The organism is Pseudoxanthomonas sp. LARHCG66, from assembly GCF_052871755.1.
In genome coordinates, this window is record NZ_JBIXJW010000001.1 from 572,918 (window position 1) to 589,919 (window position 17,002).

General features: G+C 66.9%; 24 protein-coding genes. 17 read left to right on the forward strand and 7 right to left on the reverse strand.

Annotated elements, in window-relative coordinates; all coding sequences use genetic code 11:
* Positions 1 to 134: 134 nt before the first annotated feature.
* The 4 genes from ACIPRS_RS02775 to ACIPRS_RS02790 all read left to right on the forward strand — a co-directional run bounded on the left by ACIPRS_RS02775 (position 135) and on the right by ACIPRS_RS02790 (position 3,254).
* Entirely contained in the window at positions 135 to 719 is a 585-nt protein-coding gene (locus ACIPRS_RS02775) for a hypothetical protein (RefSeq protein ID WP_446537431.1), read from the forward strand.
* Position 720: 1 nt separating this feature from the next.
* Positions 721 to 1,443 (forward strand): arginyltransferase, encoded by a 723-nt coding sequence (locus tag ACIPRS_RS02780; protein WP_337730211.1) that lies wholly within the window; start codon positions 721 to 723, stop codon positions 1,441 to 1,443.
* A gap of 140 nt (positions 1,444 to 1,583) precedes the next feature.
* Positions 1,584 to 1,958 carry a hypothetical protein gene (locus tag ACIPRS_RS02785; RefSeq protein WP_446537432.1) on the forward strand — a complete coding sequence of 125 codons (375 nt, stop codon included), beginning with the start codon at positions 1,584 to 1,586 and terminating at the stop codon, positions 1,956 to 1,958.
* A 96-nt stretch (positions 1,959 to 2,054) separates the two neighbouring features.
* Positions 2,055 to 3,254: an endonuclease/exonuclease/phosphatase family protein gene (locus ACIPRS_RS02790; RefSeq protein WP_446537433.1), complete on the forward strand. Its 1,200-nt coding sequence runs from the start codon at positions 2,055 to 2,057 to the stop codon at positions 3,252 to 3,254.
* A 21-nt stretch (positions 3,255 to 3,275) separates the two neighbouring features.
* On the opposite strand, the gene ACIPRS_RS02795 is transcribed toward ACIPRS_RS02790, so the two are convergent.
* Together ACIPRS_RS02795 and purT are read right to left on the reverse strand one after the other, a co-directional pair.
* Positions 3,276 to 3,575: a hypothetical protein gene (locus tag ACIPRS_RS02795; protein ID WP_446537434.1), complete on the reverse strand. Its 300-nt coding sequence runs from the start codon at positions 3,573 to 3,575 to the stop codon at positions 3,276 to 3,278.
* Positions 3,576 to 3,585: 10 nt separating this feature from the next.
* Positions 3,586 to 4,770 carry a formate-dependent phosphoribosylglycinamide formyltransferase gene (gene purT, locus ACIPRS_RS02800; protein WP_337730215.1) on the reverse strand — a complete coding sequence of 395 codons (1,185 nt, stop codon included), beginning with the start codon at positions 4,768 to 4,770 and terminating at the stop codon, positions 3,586 to 3,588.
* A 120-nt stretch (positions 4,771 to 4,890) separates the two neighbouring features.
* On the opposite strand from purT, the gene ACIPRS_RS02805 reads away from it, so the two are divergent.
* The 8 genes from ACIPRS_RS02805 to ACIPRS_RS02840 all read left to right on the forward strand — a co-directional run bounded on the left by ACIPRS_RS02805 (position 4,891) and on the right by ACIPRS_RS02840 (position 9,244).
* Positions 4,891 to 5,754: an SPFH domain-containing protein gene (locus ACIPRS_RS02805; RefSeq protein WP_337730216.1), complete on the forward strand. Its 864-nt coding sequence runs from the start codon at positions 4,891 to 4,893 to the stop codon at positions 5,752 to 5,754.
* Between the two features lie 15 nt (positions 5,755 to 5,769).
* Positions 5,770 to 6,045, forward strand: coding sequence for a hypothetical protein (locus ACIPRS_RS02810; RefSeq protein WP_446537435.1), 276 nt, complete (start codon positions 5,770 to 5,772; stop codon positions 6,043 to 6,045).
* Complete coding sequence (locus tag ACIPRS_RS02815) at positions 6,042 to 6,239, forward strand: Arc family DNA binding domain-containing protein (RefSeq protein ID WP_298126394.1); 198 nt, start codon at positions 6,042 to 6,044, stop codon at positions 6,237 to 6,239. Before ACIPRS_RS02810 ends, ACIPRS_RS02815 begins: the two co-directional genes overlap by 4 nt.
* Positions 6,236 to 6,415 carry a DUF4177 domain-containing protein gene (locus ACIPRS_RS02820; RefSeq protein WP_192200670.1) on the forward strand — a complete coding sequence of 60 codons (180 nt, stop codon included), beginning with the start codon at positions 6,236 to 6,238 and terminating at the stop codon, positions 6,413 to 6,415. The genes ACIPRS_RS02815 and ACIPRS_RS02820 overlap by 4 nt, the downstream gene beginning before the upstream one ends.
* A gap of 11 nt (positions 6,416 to 6,426) precedes the next feature.
* Positions 6,427 to 7,227, forward strand: a complete 801-nt coding sequence (locus tag ACIPRS_RS02825) for an alpha/beta hydrolase (protein ID WP_446537436.1) — start codon at positions 6,427 to 6,429, stop codon at positions 7,225 to 7,227.
* A 7-nt stretch (positions 7,228 to 7,234) separates the two neighbouring features.
* Positions 7,235 to 7,780, forward strand: coding sequence for a PH domain-containing protein (locus ACIPRS_RS02830; RefSeq protein WP_446537437.1), 546 nt, complete (start codon positions 7,235 to 7,237; stop codon positions 7,778 to 7,780).
* 9 nt (positions 7,781 to 7,789) lie between these two features.
* Positions 7,790 to 8,617, forward strand: coding sequence for a M15 family metallopeptidase (locus ACIPRS_RS02835; RefSeq protein ID WP_446537438.1), 828 nt, complete (start codon positions 7,790 to 7,792; stop codon positions 8,615 to 8,617).
* A gap of 120 nt (positions 8,618 to 8,737) precedes the next feature.
* The gene (locus ACIPRS_RS02840) at positions 8,738 to 9,244 is read left to right on the forward strand and encodes a hypothetical protein (protein WP_446537439.1); all 507 of its coding nucleotides are present in this window, start codon (positions 8,738 to 8,740) and stop codon (positions 9,242 to 9,244) included.
* 45 nt (positions 9,245 to 9,289) lie between these two features.
* On the opposite strand, the gene ACIPRS_RS02845 is transcribed toward ACIPRS_RS02840, so the two are convergent.
* From ACIPRS_RS02845 to ACIPRS_RS02865, 5 genes are all read right to left on the reverse strand, one after another.
* A complete protein-coding gene (locus tag ACIPRS_RS02845; RefSeq protein WP_446537440.1) occupies positions 9,290 to 9,964 on the reverse strand; it encodes a DNA-3-methyladenine glycosylase family protein in 675 nt (224 codons plus the stop codon).
* Between the two features lie 4 nt (positions 9,965 to 9,968).
* A complete protein-coding gene (locus tag ACIPRS_RS02850; protein ID WP_446537441.1) occupies positions 9,969 to 10,337 on the reverse strand; it encodes a DUF423 domain-containing protein in 369 nt (122 codons plus the stop codon).
* Between the two features lie 145 nt (positions 10,338 to 10,482).
* Entirely contained in the window at positions 10,483 to 11,646 is a 1,164-nt protein-coding gene (locus tag ACIPRS_RS02855; RefSeq protein WP_337730224.1) for a polyketide cyclase, read from the reverse strand.
* Between the two features lie 184 nt (positions 11,647 to 11,830).
* Positions 11,831 to 12,472, reverse strand: coding sequence for a response regulator (locus ACIPRS_RS02860; protein WP_142123895.1), 642 nt, complete (start codon positions 12,470 to 12,472; stop codon positions 11,831 to 11,833).
* Positions 12,469 to 13,710: a sensor histidine kinase gene (locus ACIPRS_RS02865; RefSeq protein ID WP_446537442.1), complete on the reverse strand. Its 1,242-nt coding sequence runs from the start codon at positions 13,708 to 13,710 to the stop codon at positions 12,469 to 12,471. The genes ACIPRS_RS02860 and ACIPRS_RS02865 overlap by 4 nt, the downstream gene beginning before the upstream one ends.
* Positions 13,711 to 13,889: 179 nt before the next feature.
* On the opposite strand from ACIPRS_RS02865, the gene ACIPRS_RS02870 reads away from it, so the two are divergent.
* From ACIPRS_RS02870 to ACIPRS_RS02890, 5 genes are all read left to right on the forward strand, one after another.
* The gene (locus tag ACIPRS_RS02870; protein ID WP_446537443.1) at positions 13,890 to 14,486 is read left to right on the forward strand and encodes a GNAT family N-acetyltransferase; all 597 of its coding nucleotides are present in this window, start codon (positions 13,890 to 13,892) and stop codon (positions 14,484 to 14,486) included.
* On the forward strand, positions 14,483 to 15,256 hold the full coding sequence (gene minC / locus ACIPRS_RS02875; protein WP_446537444.1) for a septum site-determining protein MinC: 774 nt from the start codon (positions 14,483 to 14,485) through the stop codon (positions 15,254 to 15,256). The genes ACIPRS_RS02870 and minC overlap by 4 nt, the downstream gene beginning before the upstream one ends.
* A gap of 45 nt (positions 15,257 to 15,301) precedes the next feature.
* On the forward strand, positions 15,302 to 16,111 hold the full coding sequence (gene minD / locus ACIPRS_RS02880; protein ID WP_142123892.1) for a septum site-determining protein MinD: 810 nt from the start codon (positions 15,302 to 15,304) through the stop codon (positions 16,109 to 16,111).
* Positions 16,112 to 16,113: 2 nt separating this feature from the next.
* Positions 16,114 to 16,368 carry a cell division topological specificity factor MinE gene (gene minE / locus ACIPRS_RS02885; RefSeq protein ID WP_192200660.1) on the forward strand — a complete coding sequence of 85 codons (255 nt, stop codon included), beginning with the start codon at positions 16,114 to 16,116 and terminating at the stop codon, positions 16,366 to 16,368.
* 77 nt (positions 16,369 to 16,445) lie between these two features.
* Positions 16,446 to 16,895 carry a hypothetical protein gene (locus ACIPRS_RS02890; protein ID WP_446537996.1) on the forward strand — a complete coding sequence of 150 codons (450 nt, stop codon included), beginning with the start codon at positions 16,446 to 16,448 and terminating at the stop codon, positions 16,893 to 16,895.
* Positions 16,896 to 17,002: the final 107 nt, after the last annotated feature.

Consider the following 17,002-nt stretch of genomic DNA (forward strand, 5'->3'; position numbering starts at 1 on the left):
TGGAGACGCGGCGCCGGTTGCGCCACTGGCACAGAAAACGCGCTGATGCTGCCCGCGTTGACGCGCCGACGGCCGCGTTCAGCCAGCGGACGGTCGCGGTCCACGCGACACCGGCACCGCAGTATGCTGACCGTATGCCTGCCCCACTCGCCCGTGCCCTCTCCATCTTCGGCCACCCGATGCTGGTGTTGCCGATGGCGGTGCTCGCCATCGCGCTGGCGCAGGGGGACCGCCGTACAGCCGCGTGGTCGGCACTGGGCTTCGGCGCATTCGCTGCGCTGGTAATGGGCTTCTCCTGGTGGCAGGTCCGTCGTGGGCGTTGGGGGCACGTGGACGCCAGTGCGCGGCATGAGCGCAGCGCCTTGAATCGCTTCCTGCTGATCGCACTGACGGCTGGCGCCGTGCTGGTCGCATGGCGCGGGGCTCAACCGTTGCTTGCGCTCGGGCTGGCATTGTCGGCGTTCATGATCCTGGCGGCCATGCTCGCGGCGCGCTGGTGCAAGCTCTCCCTGCACCTCGCATTCGCGGTGTTCGCCGCGCTCCTGCTGCACAAGGTGGGAACACTGTGGATGGTCATCGCCCTGCTGTTCGCCACCGCCATCGCATGGTCGCGCCTGGCCCTGGAACGCCACACGCGTCGCGACCTGCTTGCAGGCGCGGTGGTTGGCGCAATGGCGGGCCTTGCGTTCTGGCCGCTGGCCGCGCGCTGGGGAGGATGACGTGGGCGAGAACAACCAGCCTATCGACGACCTGCGCCTGTTCCATACCGGAGAGCATCCCTGCGGATACTGGCCCGACCGCGTCGCGCGCGACCTGGTGCTGGACCCGCGCGACCCGCGCCTGCCGCAGTTGTATCCGGATGCGCTGGGCTGGGGCTTCCGTCGCTCGGGCGATATCGTCTACCGCCCGCACTGCCGGCAATGCCGTGCCTGCGTGGCGGTGCGGATCCCGGTGGCCGACTTCGCCCCGGACCGCAGCCAGCGCCGCTGCGCCGCGCGCAACACGCGCGTGGAGACACGGATCGTCGCCGCGTTGCGTGGCGAGGAACACCTGGCCCTCTACCGGCGTTATCTGGCCGCCCGCCATCCGCTGGGCGGCATGGACGACCACGGAGCGACGGAGTTCGACCAGTTCCTGGTGGGCAGCTGGTCACGTGGCCGTTTCGTGGAGTTGCGCGAGGACGGCCAGCTACTCGCGGTGGCGGTGACCGATGTCATCCCGGGCGCACTGTCGGCGGTCTACACCTTCTACGACCCTGCGCTGGAAGCGCGCAGCCTGGGCACGCTGGCGATCCTGCGGCAGATCGAATGGGCTCGGCGCGATGGCTACACGCACCTTTACCTGGGTTACTGGATAGAGGGCCACCGCAAGATGGACTACAAGCGCCGCTTCGCTCCGCTGGAATGCTTCGACGGGCGTGGCTGGGTTCGCGCGCATCTGTGAGTCGAGAGGCCGCGTTCGTGCGCGGAGTGTGGGACGTAAATGTGAATAGCAACTTCGTGATGAAGTGCACAGAATGTGCCACCGGCGCGATCGGCGTCGGCGCGGGAATCAAGACATCCACTCATCCGTTTGGAGCTTTCATGAAGTTCAACCTCCTTGCCCTTGCGGCACTGACCACCTTGGCCCTGTCGGCCTGCAAACCCGCCGACGAGGCGACTCCCCCGGCGGATGCTCCCATGGTAGAGGCGCCGGCTGCTGCCGATGCGGCCATCGCCACGTCCGACACGGTCGATGCCGGCACCGGCGTCGCCGAATGCGACCAGTACCTCGAAAAGGTCTACGCCTGCATCAGCGACAAGGTGCCGGAAGCGCAGCGCGACATGATGAAGCAAGGCATCGAGCAGTCGAAGGCCAGCTGGGCCGCCGTCACCGACAAGACAGCACTGGCCGCCCAGTGCAAGACCGCGATGGACCAGGCCAAGACCGCGTACGCAGCGATGGGCTGTTCGTTCTGACGTTCCACCGGGCCGACCTCGTCGCTGGCCCGCGGCGCCCCGGTCTCCCGGGGCGCTTTTTTTACGCCTGTCACAGCGGCATGACAGAATCCACGCATGCGCACCCTCTTCCTCCTGCTCACGATGACGCTCGCTGCCTGCCACTCACCCAAGAAGCCAGGCGAGCCTGCCGGCCGACAGGTCGTGACGATGCGCGTGGCGACCTACAACACGTCGCTGTTCTCCGATGACGCAGGTGGCGTGATCAGGCAACTGGAAGGCGACGACGCGCATGCGCGCAAGATCGCCGCCGTGCTGCAGAAGGTGCGCCCCGACCTGGTGCTGCTCAACGAGTTCGACTACGACGACGCACACCGCGCCGCCGACCTGTTCCAGCAGCGCTATCTGGATGTCGCCCAGCCCGGCGGCGGCGATCCGCTGCACTACGCCTACCGGTATCTCGCGCCAGTCAACACCGGCGTACCCAGCGGCCTGGACCTGGACCGCAATGGCAGTGTCGGCAGCACGGGACGCGAGCGCGGCAACGATGCCTGGGGCTACGGGCTGCACCCCGGCCAGTACGGCATGCTGGTGCTGTCGCGCTTCCCGATCGATGAAGCGCAGGTACGCACGTTCCAGCTGTTGCGGTGGAGCGCGGTGCCCGGTGCCAGCAACCCCGTCGACCCGACGACACACGAACCTTTCTACACCGACGCCGTCTGGAAGCAGTTGCGCCTGTCGTCGAAATCGCACTGGGACGTGCCGGTTCGCATACAGGACCGCGTGGTGTATTTCCTGGTTTCGCACCCGACGCCGCCCGTGTTCGATGGCCCGGAGAACCGCAACGGGCTGCGCAATGCCGACGAAATCCGGCTGTGGCGCGAATACCTGGGCGCGAGCGATGTCCCGTGGCTCTGCGACGACCAGGGGCGATGCGGGGGACTTGCCGCCGACGCGCGCTTCGTCATTGCAGGCGACCTCAACAACGATCCCGCCGATGGCGACGGCCACCACGAAGCCATCATCGAGCTTCTAGAACACCCGCGCGTGATGCGCATGGCCACGCCCCGCAGCGAAGGCGGCGAAGAAGTCGCGCTCGCCTACGCGGCGAAGGGCTTGCAACGCCATGGCGCACCCGCGCATGTCACGGGTGATTTCGGGCGCCGGAACGGCGCGCTGCGCTTGGACTACGTGCTGCCGTCCACCGGCTTCGCGTTGACGGGCAGCGGCGTGTTCTGGCCGAAGAAGGACCACCCGGACGCCGCCATCGCCGATGGCAGCGATCATCATCTGGTGTGGGTGGACCTGGCCCTCTAGGGCGGAGCGCCGCGGCGCGACTTATGCCGCCCCCACAGCCGGCGCCGCGATCCGTGGGCCGAAGCCGAAGACGGCCTCGTTCTGCGCCGACACGATCATCCGGATCATGCTGCCTGGCACCATCAGCTCCACCTGCACCTCATGGCCTTGGGCATCCTTGCCTACCAGGGTCATTTCGGTGAAGGCGCCGCCGGTATCGATCTCCTTGCAGAAGATGTGCGGGCCTTCCGGCTGGTTGGTCAGATAGGGTTTGATCGCTTCACCCAGTGCTTCCAGCGCCTGCGGGAAGAAGAACACGGCGTAGCCGGTATTTCCGTTCATGGCGCGCGCCTCATTCCAGTTCGATGGTGATGGCTTCGGCGGCCGCGCGCGCTGCCGCCCGCGCAGTCTCGATGCTGTCCGCACGCGCCAGCGTCACGCCCACGCGGCGATGCCCTTCCACGCGCGGCTTGCCGAACAGGCGCAGCGCGGTATCAGGCGCGGCCAGCGCGCCTTCCACGTTGCCGAACAGCGGTACGCCGTGACCATGCGCCAGCATCGCGCATGAGGCGGACGGTCCGCTCTGGCGGATGACCGGAATAGGCAGGCCCAGGATCGCGCGTGCATGCAGCGCGAACTCCGACAACTCCTGCGACACCAGCGTGACCAGCCCGGTGTCGTGCGGACGCGGCGACACTTCGCTGAACCACACATCGTCGCCCTTGACGAACAACTCCACCCCGAACAGGCCCCAGCCGCCCAAGTCGTCTGTCACGGCCCGCGCGATCTGCTGCGACCGCTCCAGCGCGCGCGCCGTCATCGGCTGCGGCTGCCAGCTCTCGCGGTAATCGCCATCCTTCTGCCAGTGGCCGATCGGGTCGCAGAACGCGGTGCCGCCGGCGTGGCGCACCGTCAGCAGAGTGATCTCGTAGTCGAAATCGATGAAGCCCTCGACGATGCAGCGACCGGCACCGGCGCGACCGCCGGTCTGGGCATAGTCCCAGGCCGTGTCGATGTCCGCCTCGCCGCGCAGCGTGCTCTGGCCCTTGCCTGACGACGACATGACCGGCTTGACCACGCACGGCAGGCCAATGGCCTTCACCGCATCGCGATACTCCTCGAACGTATCCACGAAGCGATAGGGCGATGTCGGCAGGCCGAGGGTTTCCGCCGCCAGCCGACGGATGCCTTCGCGATCCATCGTCAGCCGTGCGGCGCGCGCGGTGGGAATGACCCGCGCAGCGCCTTCGGCTTCCAGTTCCACCAGCGTCTGGGTATGGATGGCCTCGATCTCGGGCACCACCAGATGGGGTTCTTCCCGCGCGATCAGTGCGCGGATCGCCGCCGGGTCCAGCATGTCCAGCACGTGCGAGCGGTGTGCCACCTGCATGGCCGGGGCATCGGCATAGCGGTCGGCGGCGATCACCTCCACGCCCAGTCGCTGCAGCTCGATGGCCACTTCCTTGCCCAGCTCGCCGGACCCCAGCAGCAGGACGCGGGTGGCGTGGGGCGTAAGCGGGGTGCCGAGGGTCGTCATGCGCGGTGGTCCGTGGAAAGAGGGCGCCAGTTTACCGGGCGGGCCGACGGACGGTGGATGCAGCTCGTTGACATATGATATCAAATTGATATCTTTCAATCTCCAACAAGGGGATGTGCCATGAGAGAGAACGCCAAGTCGTCGCTGCCCGGAATTCCGGTCCTGCTGGGAGTCCTGCTGCTGGCCTTGGGAGCCGCCGCCATCTTCATCACGGCCGCCGCCAACAAGCAGCCTGCCGGCCTGTTGCTGGGTGCCCTGCTGGGGGCCACCGCCCTTTTCGTCATGGCGGGCCTGTACAAGCTGGAACCCAACCAGTCCGCCGTGCTCAGCCTGTTCGGCAAGTACGTGGGTACGGTGAAGGACAACGGCCTGCGCTGGAACAACGTCTTCTTCACCAAGAAGAAGATCTCCCTGCGCATCCGCAATTTCGAAAGCAGCCGCCTGAAGGTCAACGAGCTGGATGGCAGCCCGATCGAGATCGCGGCCGTGATCGTGTGGCAGGTCGTGGATTCGGCCGAAGCCGTGTTCAACGTGGACGACTACGAGAGCTTCGTGCACATCCAGTCCGAATCCGCGCTGCGTGCGATGGCCTCCAGCTATCCCTACGACCAGCACGAGGATGGCCAGATCGCGTTGCGCAGCCACCCGCAGGAGATCTCGCAGCACCTGCAGGAACAGATCGCCGAACGCCTGGGCAGGGCCGGCGTGGACGTGATCGAAGCCCGCATCAGCCATCTGGCCTATGCACCCGAGATCGCCCAGGCGATGTTGCAGCGGCAGCAGGCCAACGCGGTGATCGCAGCCCGTACGCGCATCGTGGCCGGCGCCGTCGGCATGGTCGAAATGGCCCTGGCCGAATTGCAGAAGAACGATGTGGTGAAGCTGGACGAGGAGCGCAAGGCGCAGATGGTCAGCAACCTGCTGGTCGTGCTGTGCGGCGAGCGCGGCACCCAGCCTATCGTCAACACCGGCTCCATCTACTGACGCGGGCGCACGCGCATGAACGCCCTCGTCCCGCTGGTCCTCGCCATCTCCGGCCTGCCCGCCCTGCTCATCGGCGCGTGGATGAGCCGCGGACCCGATGCCCGCTCGCGCGGCATGGCCGTGCACTGGGTGCTGGTGGGACTGGCGATCCAGGCCGGCGCCGTGGGCGTGTACTGGGCCGGCGATGACAACGGCCGGGTACACACCATCGTGATCGCGATGGTCGTGCTGGTGAATGCGCTGATCGTGTCGATGCTGCTGCAGCTGCGCCGCAACAGGAACAACCCGTGAGCGAGAAGCAGGACAAGAAGGCCTATCCGCTGCGCATCAATGCCGAGGTCCTGGCCGCGGCGCAGCGCTGGGCGGACGACGAACTGCGATCGCTCAATGCCCAGATCGAATACGTGCTGCGCGATGCATTGCGCAAGTCCGGACGGTTGCCGAAGGGCGATGCGTCCGCCAACACCAGGAAGGAATCGCCATGAACCACCGCTGGAGCCACAAGGTCGTCGAGGTTCCGTACAAGATGTTCGCCGGCAAGCTCACCGACCGCATCCAGCAGGAGCTGGACAAGATGAGCGCGCAAGGATGGGAGCTGGTCAGCACGCTCTTCATCGAACACGAAGTCTCGGTGCGCCTGTTCTTCCGGAAGCCGGCCTGAGCGCCGACGCCGTGGCCGGGCTCGTTCGACGGATCAAGCGCATCTGGGTCGCGCTGGGGCTGGCAGCCACTGTCCTGTTCACCGTCTGGTGCCTGCTGGCGTACCGAGCGAATGCGGACGGTCGCCGCGCCTCCCTGACCGACGATCGTGTTGTCGTGGTGCACGGCGATGGCCGTTGGGAGTTCAGGCCACGTGCCACATCGCTGCATGCGACGGGACTGCTGTTCTTCTCCGGCGCACTGGTCGACCCTCGCGCCTACGCCCGACTGGCCCGGAATGCCGCCGAAGCCGGCTATCCCGCCGCCGTCATCGAACTGCCGCGCCGCGGCGCCCTGGGGGGCGCGGAAGGGTCGCCCGTCCTGGAGCGGGGCCGCGCTGCCATGGCGGCCATGCCCGCGGTACGTTGCTGGGTCATCGGCGGGCATTCGCGCGGAGGCGAAGTGGCATCGCGCCATGTCCTCGCACATCCCGAACGCAGCACGGCGCTGCTGCTCGTGGCCACTTCGCATCCTCGCGATGTGGACCTGTCTGCCTTGCAGCTGCCGGTCACCAAGCTCGTGGGCGGACGCGATGGCCTGGCCACGCCCGCGCGCGTCGCACGCAACCGGCACCTGCTGCCGTCCGATACACGCTGGATTGAAATCGAGGGCGGCAACCATTCGCAGTTCGGCGACTATGGATTCCAGCCCGGCGATGGTGTCGCGCGCGTGTCACGTCAGGTCCAGCAGCAGCGACTGAGCGAAGAAGCCCTGCGGCTGCTGGCCACCGCCGACACCCTCCACGCCTGTATTCCCTCCGCCGACGCGCACTAGGAACCCCATGCACCAGAAGCAGGAATTCGACGTCGCCCCGCCGTCCTCCCACGTCGCCTGGTGGCTGTGGCTGCCGGTGCTTGCCGCGATCGGCGCGGTGATCGTGGCGATGACGATGGAATCCCGTACACCGCCGCCCTCGGCGGCATGGCTGGCGGTGCCGTTCGTGCTGGCCGTCGGCGTGGTGCTCACCTTCGCCCTGCGGCGTCGCCGGATCGTGCTGGACAACCGCGAACTGCAGGTGCTCGCGACGTTCTACACCAGGAAGCTCACCGTGGAAGCCTTCGATCTCGACAGGGCACGCATACTGAGCCTGGAAGAACACACCGACCTGGCACCGATGCTGAAGACGAACGGTTTCAGCCTGCCGGGCTTCAAGGCCGGCCATTTCCGCTTGCGCAACCTCACCAGGGCGTTCTGCCTGGTCACCGACCGTACCCGTGTCCTGCTGCTGCCACAGCGGGATGGCGGCCTCTTGATGCTCAGCCCGACGCGCCCTGCCGACGTGCTGGCACGCCTGCGCGAACTGGCGGCCCCCACGCCGCGCCGCTAAGCTGCGGGCATGCACCGCCTGCCCGCCCGACCGCTGAAATCCATCCTGCTCAACACGGCGCAGATCGAACTATGGCCTGCCGACCTGCTGCGCGTGCGCAGCAACGCTGACGCGCGCGCTGTCGCGACGGCGCATACCGTATTGCGCCGCAAGCACGACGGCCGCTACCTGGCGGCGATTTCCCACCGCGCCGTGCAACCGCTGGTGCCATGCCTTCGTCGGGAACCGGGGCTGGATGACGCGTGGGATGCGCTGGACAGGCTCGAAGCAGGCACGCGCGGTTCTGATGCAAGTGCGCCGGGCTCGTTGCCACTGCATGCCCTGCAGGATCGGCTCCACGCGCTGGGACTGGATGAGGCATACGGCGAACGCACGGGGTTGCCGCTGGTCGCGGAACCCGCGGCCCTCGCATTCGCCGGATTCGACCGCTACCGCCGGCCGCTGTGGTTGACCGCCGGCGCAGCCCGGGCCTGGCGCGCAATGCAGGCGGCTGCCGCGCGTGAGGGCATATCGCTGGATGCGATCTCCGGTTATCGCAGCCACGACTACCAACTCGGCATCTTCGCGCGGAAGCGCGCGCGCGGGCAGACGGTGGACCAGATCCTTACCGTGAACGCGGCACCCGGATACAGCGAACACCACAGCGGCAATGCGCTCGACATCGGCACGCCCGGTGAGCCACCGGCCGAAGAATCGTTCGAGCACACTACCGCCTTCGCATGGCTGACCGGGCATGCCGGCGATTTCGGCTTTGTCTTGAGTTACCCGCGCGGCAATCCGCATGGCATCGTCTATGAGCCTTGGCATTGGTGTTTCGTGGGAGCGGCCACCTCTTGACGGTATGGGCTCGCGGCGCACACGCTGGGTGCGGGTCAGCCGACGAATACCGCCGACGGCGGTAGAGGCGAAGGCGTCGTTCGGCCCCTTACGTCCCTGGAATCCAACCGGAAGGAAGCCATGAGCACACCCAACCCGTATGAAAGTCCCGCCGCGACGGTGGCCGATGCACGCCAGCCTCTCGAGCGTGACCTGCCAGACGAAATCACGCGCCCGATAAAGCACGGCTGGGTCGCTGCATGCATCTCCGCCGCGATGACGTTGCTCGTGACCCTGGTTTCGCTGGGAGGTGCCGGCCGTGAAATTGGTTACGACGCGTGGAATCTCGTCGATGTCGGCCTGATCGCACTGCTCGCGTTCGGCATCTACAAGCGCAGCCGCACGGCGGCCACGATCATGCTGCTCTATTTCGTGCTGTCGAAGATCCTGGTCATGGTCGAGACCGGCAAGCCCTCCGGGCTTGTGCTGGGCCTGGTGTTCGCCATCTTCTACTTCCGTGCGATGACGGCGACCTACCGTTACCACCGCTTCCTGCGGGACTGGAAACGCAACCCGCCAGCACCCAGGCGCTCGCTCAGCGAGGACCCCCTGTTCGCCGTAAAAGCCACCGACAGTAGCGCGCGCTGAGCGACTCCGAAGGCTCGCCTTTTCACAGGCGGGCAGGATCCCCGGTCAATTCTGCGAACGCTTCGTCGGCGCCTTCGCCTCGACACCGAAGTCCGCGATGCGCCACAGGTATTGCGCTGCGTAGGTGCGGTAAGGGCCCCATTTCTCACCGCGAGCCAGCAATTCCTTCGGCGTCGGCATGGCATCCAGCTTGTCGACGAACTGCGCGCCCTTGCGGACGCCAAGGTCGTCGATGGGCAGCACGTCGGGCCGTCCCAGGCGGAACATCAGCATCATCTCCACCGTCCAGCGACCGATGCCGCGGATGGGCACCAGCGCGGCGACGATGTCGTCCTCATGCATGGTGGACATCTGCCGCAGCGTGGGGATTTCGCCCCGTTGCTCACGCGCCGCGAGATCGCGCAACGCCAGTGCCTTGTTGCCGGAAACCCCGCAGGCGCGCAGCGCGACGTCGTCGATCCGGCCCAGTGTGTCGAAGTGCAGGCGGGCACTGCCGATCGCCGCTTCCACGCGCCCCACGATGGTGGCGGCGGCCTTGCCGCTCAGTTGCTGGTAAAGGATCGCCCTGGCCAGCGCATCGACGGGGTCGAAGGTCTTCTTCCATGTGGGCTGCGGTTCGATGTAGCCGATCCGCTTCATCCACGCACCCAGTCTGCGGTCGCGCCGGGTCAGGTGGTCCCACGCATGTTCCGTATCGAACCCGCGCGCGTGACGGGGCATGGCGTCAGCGCCGGACCGCGTCCAGTGCCCACAGCAACCAGCCCAGCATCAGGATGATGCCGCCGGCCGGGGCGAGGCGCGTGCTGAGGCCACCCAGCGCGCCGGCCACCAGGCTGCCCGAAAAGAGCAGCGTGCCCAGCAGCAACAGGCACAACGCCACTTTGCCCATTCGCCGCGTGGTGCCGGGCGCCAGCGCCGCCAAGGCAAGCCCATGCCCGAAAGCGAACAACGCTGCGGTCTGCAGGTGCGACTGCGCGAGTCCGGCACCCACGCCGTGCGAGGCATACGCCGACAGGCCGACAGCCGCAGCGGCGAACACGGCCCCGGAAAACGCGAGGAAAGAAGGCTTGCGTTGGCGACGGTCGTAATTCATGGGTGCTGCAGACCTCGTGGAAGGGCCGGCATCCTGCCAGGGGCGGAAAGAAGCGCGGAGATCCGTGCTCCCACAAACGCAACGCGCCGCATGAAGCGGCGCGTTGGCGTGGTACTCGTCATTGCGGACGATGGTCCGGGCAGCGTTACTGCTTGACCGCCCAGTAGATGTCGAACTTGCCGCCGGCATCGAAGGAGCCATCGACACCCGACTTCCAGGACTCGTACGGACGATCAACCACTTCGTGGCCGGCGGTGACGGCCCAGGCGCGCAGCGCATTGCGCTGGTTGTCGAGCTCGGCCATGTAGCCGGTGTAGCTGGCGAACGCCGACTTGCGGGCTTCGGTACGAACGTACTCGACCGGTGCGCCCGAGGGGATGGTGACCTTCAACTCGCCTGCGGAAGCGACCGGCGCGGGTGCGGGCGCGGCGGCAGGTGCCGTTTCACCGGCGGCGGCATCAGCCTTCGGCGCCGCACTGCCCTTGCGGACCGGCTGCGCCACGTCGAACGCGTACTTCTCGGTGCCGAAGTCGGTGGTGATGATGCGCAGCGGACCGGCGGCGACCAGGCCGTTGGCATCCATCACGCGCTTGATCCACTCCTGGTTCTGCTTGATCGACGCCTTGATGGCGTCGTTGGTGCGGTCGATGTTGCCTGCGTTGACGACCAGCAGGTCTTCGGCGGGCACCTCGACGATTTTCAGGTCGGTCAGCGGGCTGCCTTCGGTGCGGTAGTCGAAGTTCGGCACGGTGGCCAGCATGTTGGTCAGCTTCGACAGGCCGGCCTTGACGGCGTCACCGACGTGGCGGCTCACGTACATGCCGGCATAGCGGCCGAGCAGGTTGAAGCCGTACTTCACCTCGTAGCTCTGGGTGATCTTCACGTTGCGGTTGTTCTTGCCGCTCGGCTCCAGCGTGAAGACGCTGCGCTTGTCGCTGCCCATGCGCTTGTCGGTGATCGCATACGCGATCTTGCCAGTGCCACCGCTCGGCGCCGGACGCTCGCTCTCGACGATTTCCCAGCTGCCCTGGCCCCAGCCCGCATTGGCGGAGTTGAAGTCCACCTTCGCGCCGACGCCGGAGTTGTCTTCCCCGCCCGAGTAGCTCAGTTCGTTGGCCGCGCTCGGGATCAGCGGGTTCCAGTCCTTCAGTCGACGCACGTTGTTCAGCGTATCGAACACGATGGTCATGCGACGGTTGGTCTCGACGCTTTCCTGCAACTCGCGCGAGGACGGCAGGACCAGGCCGATCACCAGAAACAGCGCCAGAACCAGCGCCAACGCAATCACGAACTCGATCAAACGGGTCATTCAGGAGTCTCCGGGGGCCGGTGCCTCGGCCGTGAAAAAAATGCAACGCGCATCCTAGCAGGGTTGGCAGCCTTCGGGCAGCCCACCTGACACCGGTTGGCCGCCCTATTCCGGGGCGTATGGAAAGGAGCCTCGGCGGCCATGGCGCACCTGTGCGCCGCAGCAACAGAGCCTGCCGCGGGCTTCAGACCAATTGCAGTTCGAACGCCTTGAGCACCGCCCGCGTGCGGTCGCGCACACCCAGCTTGGAGAGGATGTTGGAGACATGGTTCTTGATGGTCCCCTCGGCCACGCCCAGCGAGTTGGCGATCTCCTTGTTGGAGAAGCCGCTGGCCATCAGCCGGAGGATCTCGGTCTCGCGGTCCGTCAACGGGTCCGGGCGGTCCAGGCTGACGAACTCGTTGCGCATGTGCTCCAGGCCGGACAGCAGGCGCTGGGTGACGGCCGGCTGCACCAGCGAGCCGCCGCCGGCCACGGTGCGGATGGCGCCGACCAGTTGCTCCAGCGACACATCCTTCAGCAGGTAGCCCTTGGCGCCGGCCTTCAGCCCGGCAAGGACGAGCTGGTCGTCGTCGAACGTGGTGAGGATGATGGTGGGGGGAAGCTGGCCCGTTCTGGCCAGCGCCTGCAGCGCCTCCAGGCCCGACATCACCGGCATGCGCATGTCCATCAGCACCACGTCGGGGTTGACCTGCGGGACCAGGTCGACGGCCTGTTTCCCGTCTGCGGCCTCGGCCACCACCTCGATGCCGTCGTCCAGCGCCAGCAGGGAACGGATGCCCTGGCGTACCAGGGTTTGGTCGTCGACCAGACAGACACGGATCACGGGGTTCCTCCGGAGCTGAGCTCGGGTGTGGGTTCGGGTTGGGGAAGGGGGCGGGGCGCGAGGCCGGGTGCGGCCTCGTTGACGGGCAACGCGATGTGCAGGCAGAAGCCCCGTCCGGGCTGCGTCTCGATGCGCAGGTCGCCACCGTACTGGGACAGGCGCTCGCGCATGCCGGTGAGGCCGTTGCCGGCGACCACCTGCCCGCTGCCGGCACCGTCGTCGCGGGCATCGATCAGGATCTTCGCCCCGTCGCGCCGGCAATGCAGCCACAGGTGGCGGGCGTTGGCATGGCGGACGGCGTTGGTGATGATTTCCTGGGTGCACCGCAGCAACACATGGGCGCGGTGCGGGTCTTCGAGGGTCAGGGGCTCTTCGATATCCATGTGGATGGCCAGCGAAGGGACTTTTTCGGCCAGCGGAACCAGTGCCGCCCCCAGATCGATGGCGCCGCTGTCGCGCAGCTGGCTGACGGCTTCGCGTACGTCGGTCAGCAGCAGCCGGGCCAGCGTATGCGCCTGGCGCACGTGCTCCTGCGCGCGCCCCTCGGTCATGTGGCCGGCAACTTCCAGGTTCAGGCTCAGGGCGGTCAGGTGGTGCCCCAGCAGATCGTGCAATTCGCGGGAGATGCGGGTGCGCTCGTTCACCCGGGCGCTCTCGGCCAGCAGCACGCGGGTGGCGCGCAGTTCCGCGTTGAGTCGCCGCTGCTCTTCACGTGCCTGGGCCTGCTGGCGCGCTACGTAGGTGGTGATCAGCACGAAGGCCGAAAACCCCACGTAGAACATCGACTGGAACAGGGCCTCCCAGAAATTGAAGTCGTCGCGGGCCATGAACGACGGCACCAGCAGGACGTGCGCGGCCAGCAGCCAGGCCACCGCGAAGCGCAGTTCCAGCAGCCAGGGCAGCACGCCGGCCATGATCAGCAGCAGCACGGCGCCCAACCCGGTCTGGGTGTAGAAGCCCACCCCGATCGCGGTCGCCGTCAGCACCATGGCCAGCGGCACGTTCCATGCCACCGGCAGGCCATCCCGACGGCCATCCAGCGCACGCGTCGCCAGCCAGTAGACGCCGCCAAAGGTGAAGTAGCACAGCGCGGTCAGCGGCAGGTTGACGCCCTGCTCGTCCGTTCCGCTGGACGGCGGCAGCACCCACACATTCAGGATGATGGGAATCCCCACCAGGGCCCATGTGTAGAGCCCGGCGGCGCGCAGCAGGCGGGTATGGCTGAGTCGTCCCAACATCCGGGCATCTTAGGCGGAATCGCGCGCGGCCATGTCCCAACTAAAGTCATGCCCGCGTTGGAATGGGGATGGCCGGGTTCATCCCCCGCTCACCCGCCGCCTCGCCCGTCGCTGCGGCACCATGCGATAATCCCCGCTTGGCCGTGCGCCACCCTGCAAGACCCGTTCGGAGTCAGGTAATGTCGATTGTCATCCGCGACGTGCGCGAGCACGAGCTGGATTCCGTCCTAGCCCTCAACAACAATGCCGGACTGGCGATCCTGCCGCTGGATTCGGCCAAGGTCCGCCGCTTCTACGAACAGGCCGAGTACTTCCGCGTCGCCGAACGCGACGGCAACCTCGCCGGTTTCCTGGTCGGCTTCGGCTCGAACGCCGGGCATGACAGCAGCAACTTCGCCTGGTTCCGCGAGCGCTACCCCCAGTTCTTCTACATCGACCGCATCGTGGTGGCCAGCCGCCGCCGCGGCGGCGGCGTGGGCCGGGCGTTCTACGCCGACGTGCAGAGCTATGCGGAACTGCGCTATCCGCAGCTGGCCTGCGAAGTCTTCCTCGACCATGGCGCCGACCCCGCCCTGCTCTTCCATGGCAGCTTCGGCTTCCGCGAGATCGGCCAGAACGTCATGGCCGAGGCCAACGTGCGCGCCAGCATGCTGATGAAGGAACTGTGCAGCTATCCGTGGGTCCGCGAAACCTATGGCGACGCCCTGCCGGACGCACCGTGGGCCCGCACCCGGCTGCTGGCCGATGCCAGCACGCAACGGCCGACGGGTACATGAGCGTGACGCGAGCCTCCATGGACTACGAACAGGCCGGTGAACTGAAGATCGGCCAGGTCGGCATCGCCAACCTCCGCATCCGCACCCTCGATGTCGACCAGCTGATCCGCGAGATGCGCGAGCGCGTGGAGCGCGCGCCCAAGCTGTTCGGCCGCGCTGCCGTGATCGTCGACTTCGGCGGCCTGACCCGCCTGCCGGACGAAGCAACCGCACGCGCACTGATCGACGGGCTGCGCGGTGCCGGCGTCCTCCCGGTGGCGCTGGCCTACGGCACGCGTGAAACCGAAACCCTTTCCGAACAACTCGGCCTGCCCCTGCTGGCCAAGTTCCGTGCCCAGTACGAGCCGGTGGCGCAGGCCACACCCGCACCCGCGCGGGCCGAACCCGCGCCTGCCCCCGCCAAGGCGGCGCCGGCACCCACGCCGAAAGCCGCCGACACCAGGCCTGGGCTGGTCCAGAAGACCCCTGTGCGATCGGGCCAGCAGCTTTACGCGGAAAACCGCGACCTGACCGTACTGAGCACCGTGGGTGCCGGCGCCGAAGTCATCTCCGACGGCTCCATCCACATCTACGGCGCCCTGCGCGGCCGCGCGCTCGCCGGTGCGCGCGGCAACGCCGATGCGCGCATTTTCTGCCGCGAGTTCCATGCCGAACTGGTCGCCGTCGCCGGTCACTACAAGGTGATGGAGGAAGTACCCAAGGAACTGCGCGGCAAGGCCGTGCAGATCTGGCTGGACCAGGACCAACTCAAGATCGTCGCGCAGGAATGATGCGCTGCGTTACCCCGAATAGAAGAACGACCAAGGAGAACACCGTTGGCTGAAATCATCGTAGTCACGTCCGGCAAGGGCGGCGTGGGCAAGACCACCACCAGCGCCAGCATCGCATGCGGTTTGGCCCGTCGCGGCAAGAAGGTCGCGGTCATCGACTTCGACGTCGGCCTGCGCAACCTCGACCTCATCATGGGCTGCGAACGCCGCGTCGTGTACGACTTCGTCAACGTCACCCAGGGCGAAGCCACCCTGAAGCAGGCCCTGATCAAGGACAAGCGCTTCGACACGCTGTACGTGCTGGCCGCCTCGCAGACCCGCGACAAGGATGCGCTGACCAAGGAAGGCGTGGAGAAGGTGCTGAAGGACCTGTCCGATGACGGCTTCGACTACGTCGTGTGCGACTCGCCGGCCGGCATCGAGAAGGGCGCGTTCCTGGCGATGTACTTCGCCGACCAGGCCATCGTGGTGGTCAATCCGGAAGTGTCCTCCGTGCGCGACTCCGATCGCATCCTGGGCCTGCTGGACTCCAAGACCCGCAAGGCCGAGAACGGCGAGACGCTGAAGGCCAACCTGCTGCTGACGCGCTACAACCCGGCGCGCGTGGAAGGCGGCGAGATGCTCAGCATCAAGGACGTGGAAGACGTGCTGGGCCTGAAGACCCTGGGCGTGATTCCGGAGTCGGGCGACGTGCTCAACGCTTCCAACAAGGGCGAACCGGTCATCCTCGACCTGGAGTCGCCGGCCGGCCAGGCCTACGACGACACGGTGGGGCGCCTGCTGGGCGAAGACCGCCCGATGCGCTTCATCACCCTTGAGAAGAAGGGTTTCTTCACCAAGTTGTTCGGAGGTTGAACATGGGCCTGTTCGATTTCCTCAAGGCGAAGAAGAACACCGCCGAAACCGCGAAGAACCGCCTGCAGATCATCATCGCGCAGGAGCGCAATTCGCGTGGCGCCCCCGACTACCTGCCGCTGCTGCGCCGCGAGCTGCTGGAAGTCATCAAGAAGTACGTCAACGTCGACGTCGACGCGGTGAAGGTCGACCTGATCAAGGACGGCGACCACGACGTGCTGGACATCTCGGTCGCGCTGCCTGAAGGCAACTCCTGACCACGGGCGGAGCATCGCTCCGCCCTGACTGTCCCGCCCGCATGAATGCCGCTGCAGACACCCTCGAACCCGACGTGATGCGCCTGGCGGCATTGCCGCTCGGTGCCGCGGCCACGCTGCTGGCGCGTTACGGACTGGTCCTGCACCGCATCGAAGACGGCGCACCGATTCCCGGCAGCTTCTGGGGCGAACCGGAAGCCGGCGTCATCGCCCACAACGTCTACGTCCGTGGTGACACACCCGTGCATTCGATGCTGCACGAAGCCTGCCACCTGATCGTCCTGCCGCCGGAACGGCGCGCGCAGGTGCACACCGACGCCACCGATTCGGTGATCGAGGAAGACGCCACCTGCTGCCTGCAGATCATCCTGGCCGACGAACTGCCGGGCGTGGGTCGCGGCCGGCTGATGGCGGACATGGACGCGTGGGGCTACACGTACCGGTTGGGATCGACGCAGGCGTGGTTCGAACAGGACGCCGACGATGCCCGCGCCTTCCTGGAGGAACACGGGCTGCCTCATCACTGACGGGCCGTCCCTGTAGGAGCGGCGTAAGTCGCGACCGCACGCCTGCGCGTACCAGGACACCCCGCCTGGCGCGAAGGCGCCAACAACGGCTCTGCGGCATGCTTTGC

Excerpts from the sequence above, each read along its gene's own strand:
- ACIPRS_RS02775 (WP_446537431.1), top strand. The coding sequence starts at position 135 with ATGCCTGCCCCACTCGCCCGTGCCCTCTCCATCTTCGGCCACCCGATG.
- ACIPRS_RS02785 (WP_446537432.1), top strand. The coding sequence starts at position 1,584 with ATGAAGTTCAACCTCCTTGCCCTTGCGGCACTGACCACCTTGGCCCTG.
- ACIPRS_RS02790 (WP_446537433.1), top strand. The coding sequence starts at position 2,055 with ATGCGCACCCTCTTCCTCCTGCTCACGATGACGCTCGCTGCCTGCCAC.
- ACIPRS_RS02795 (WP_446537434.1), bottom strand. The coding sequence starts at position 3,575 with ATGAACGGAAATACCGGCTACGCCGTGTTCTTCTTCCCGCAGGCGCTG.
- purT (WP_337730215.1), bottom strand. The coding sequence starts at position 4,770 with ATGACGACCCTCGGCACCCCGCTTACGCCCCACGCCACCCGCGTCCTG.
- ACIPRS_RS02805 (WP_337730216.1), top strand. The coding sequence starts at position 4,891 with ATGAGAGAGAACGCCAAGTCGTCGCTGCCCGGAATTCCGGTCCTGCTG.
- ACIPRS_RS02810 (WP_446537435.1), top strand. The coding sequence starts at position 5,770 with ATGAACGCCCTCGTCCCGCTGGTCCTCGCCATCTCCGGCCTGCCCGCC.
- ACIPRS_RS02820 (WP_192200670.1), top strand. The coding sequence starts at position 6,236 with ATGAACCACCGCTGGAGCCACAAGGTCGTCGAGGTTCCGTACAAGATG.
- ACIPRS_RS02830 (WP_446537437.1), top strand. The coding sequence starts at position 7,235 with ATGCACCAGAAGCAGGAATTCGACGTCGCCCCGCCGTCCTCCCACGTC.
- ACIPRS_RS02835 (WP_446537438.1), top strand. The coding sequence starts at position 7,790 with ATGCACCGCCTGCCCGCCCGACCGCTGAAATCCATCCTGCTCAACACG.
- ACIPRS_RS02840 (WP_446537439.1), top strand. The coding sequence starts at position 8,738 with ATGAGCACACCCAACCCGTATGAAAGTCCCGCCGCGACGGTGGCCGAT.
- ACIPRS_RS02845 (WP_446537440.1), bottom strand. The coding sequence starts at position 9,964 with ATGCCCCGTCACGCGCGCGGGTTCGATACGGAACATGCGTGGGACCAC.
- ACIPRS_RS02850 (WP_446537441.1), bottom strand. The coding sequence starts at position 10,337 with ATGAATTACGACCGTCGCCAACGCAAGCCTTCTTTCCTCGCGTTTTCC.
- ACIPRS_RS02855 (WP_337730224.1), bottom strand. The coding sequence starts at position 11,646 with ATGACCCGTTTGATCGAGTTCGTGATTGCGTTGGCGCTGGTTCTGGCG.
- ACIPRS_RS02865 (WP_446537442.1), bottom strand. The coding sequence starts at position 13,710 with ATGTTGGGACGACTCAGCCATACCCGCCTGCTGCGCGCCGCCGGGCTC.
- ACIPRS_RS02870 (WP_446537443.1), top strand. The coding sequence starts at position 13,890 with ATGTCGATTGTCATCCGCGACGTGCGCGAGCACGAGCTGGATTCCGTC.
- minC (WP_446537444.1), top strand. The coding sequence starts at position 14,483 with ATGAGCGTGACGCGAGCCTCCATGGACTACGAACAGGCCGGTGAACTG.
- minE (WP_192200660.1), top strand. The coding sequence starts at position 16,114 with ATGGGCCTGTTCGATTTCCTCAAGGCGAAGAAGAACACCGCCGAAACC.
- ACIPRS_RS02890 (WP_446537996.1), top strand. The coding sequence starts at position 16,446 with ATGCGCCTGGCGGCATTGCCGCTCGGTGCCGCGGCCACGCTGCTGGCG.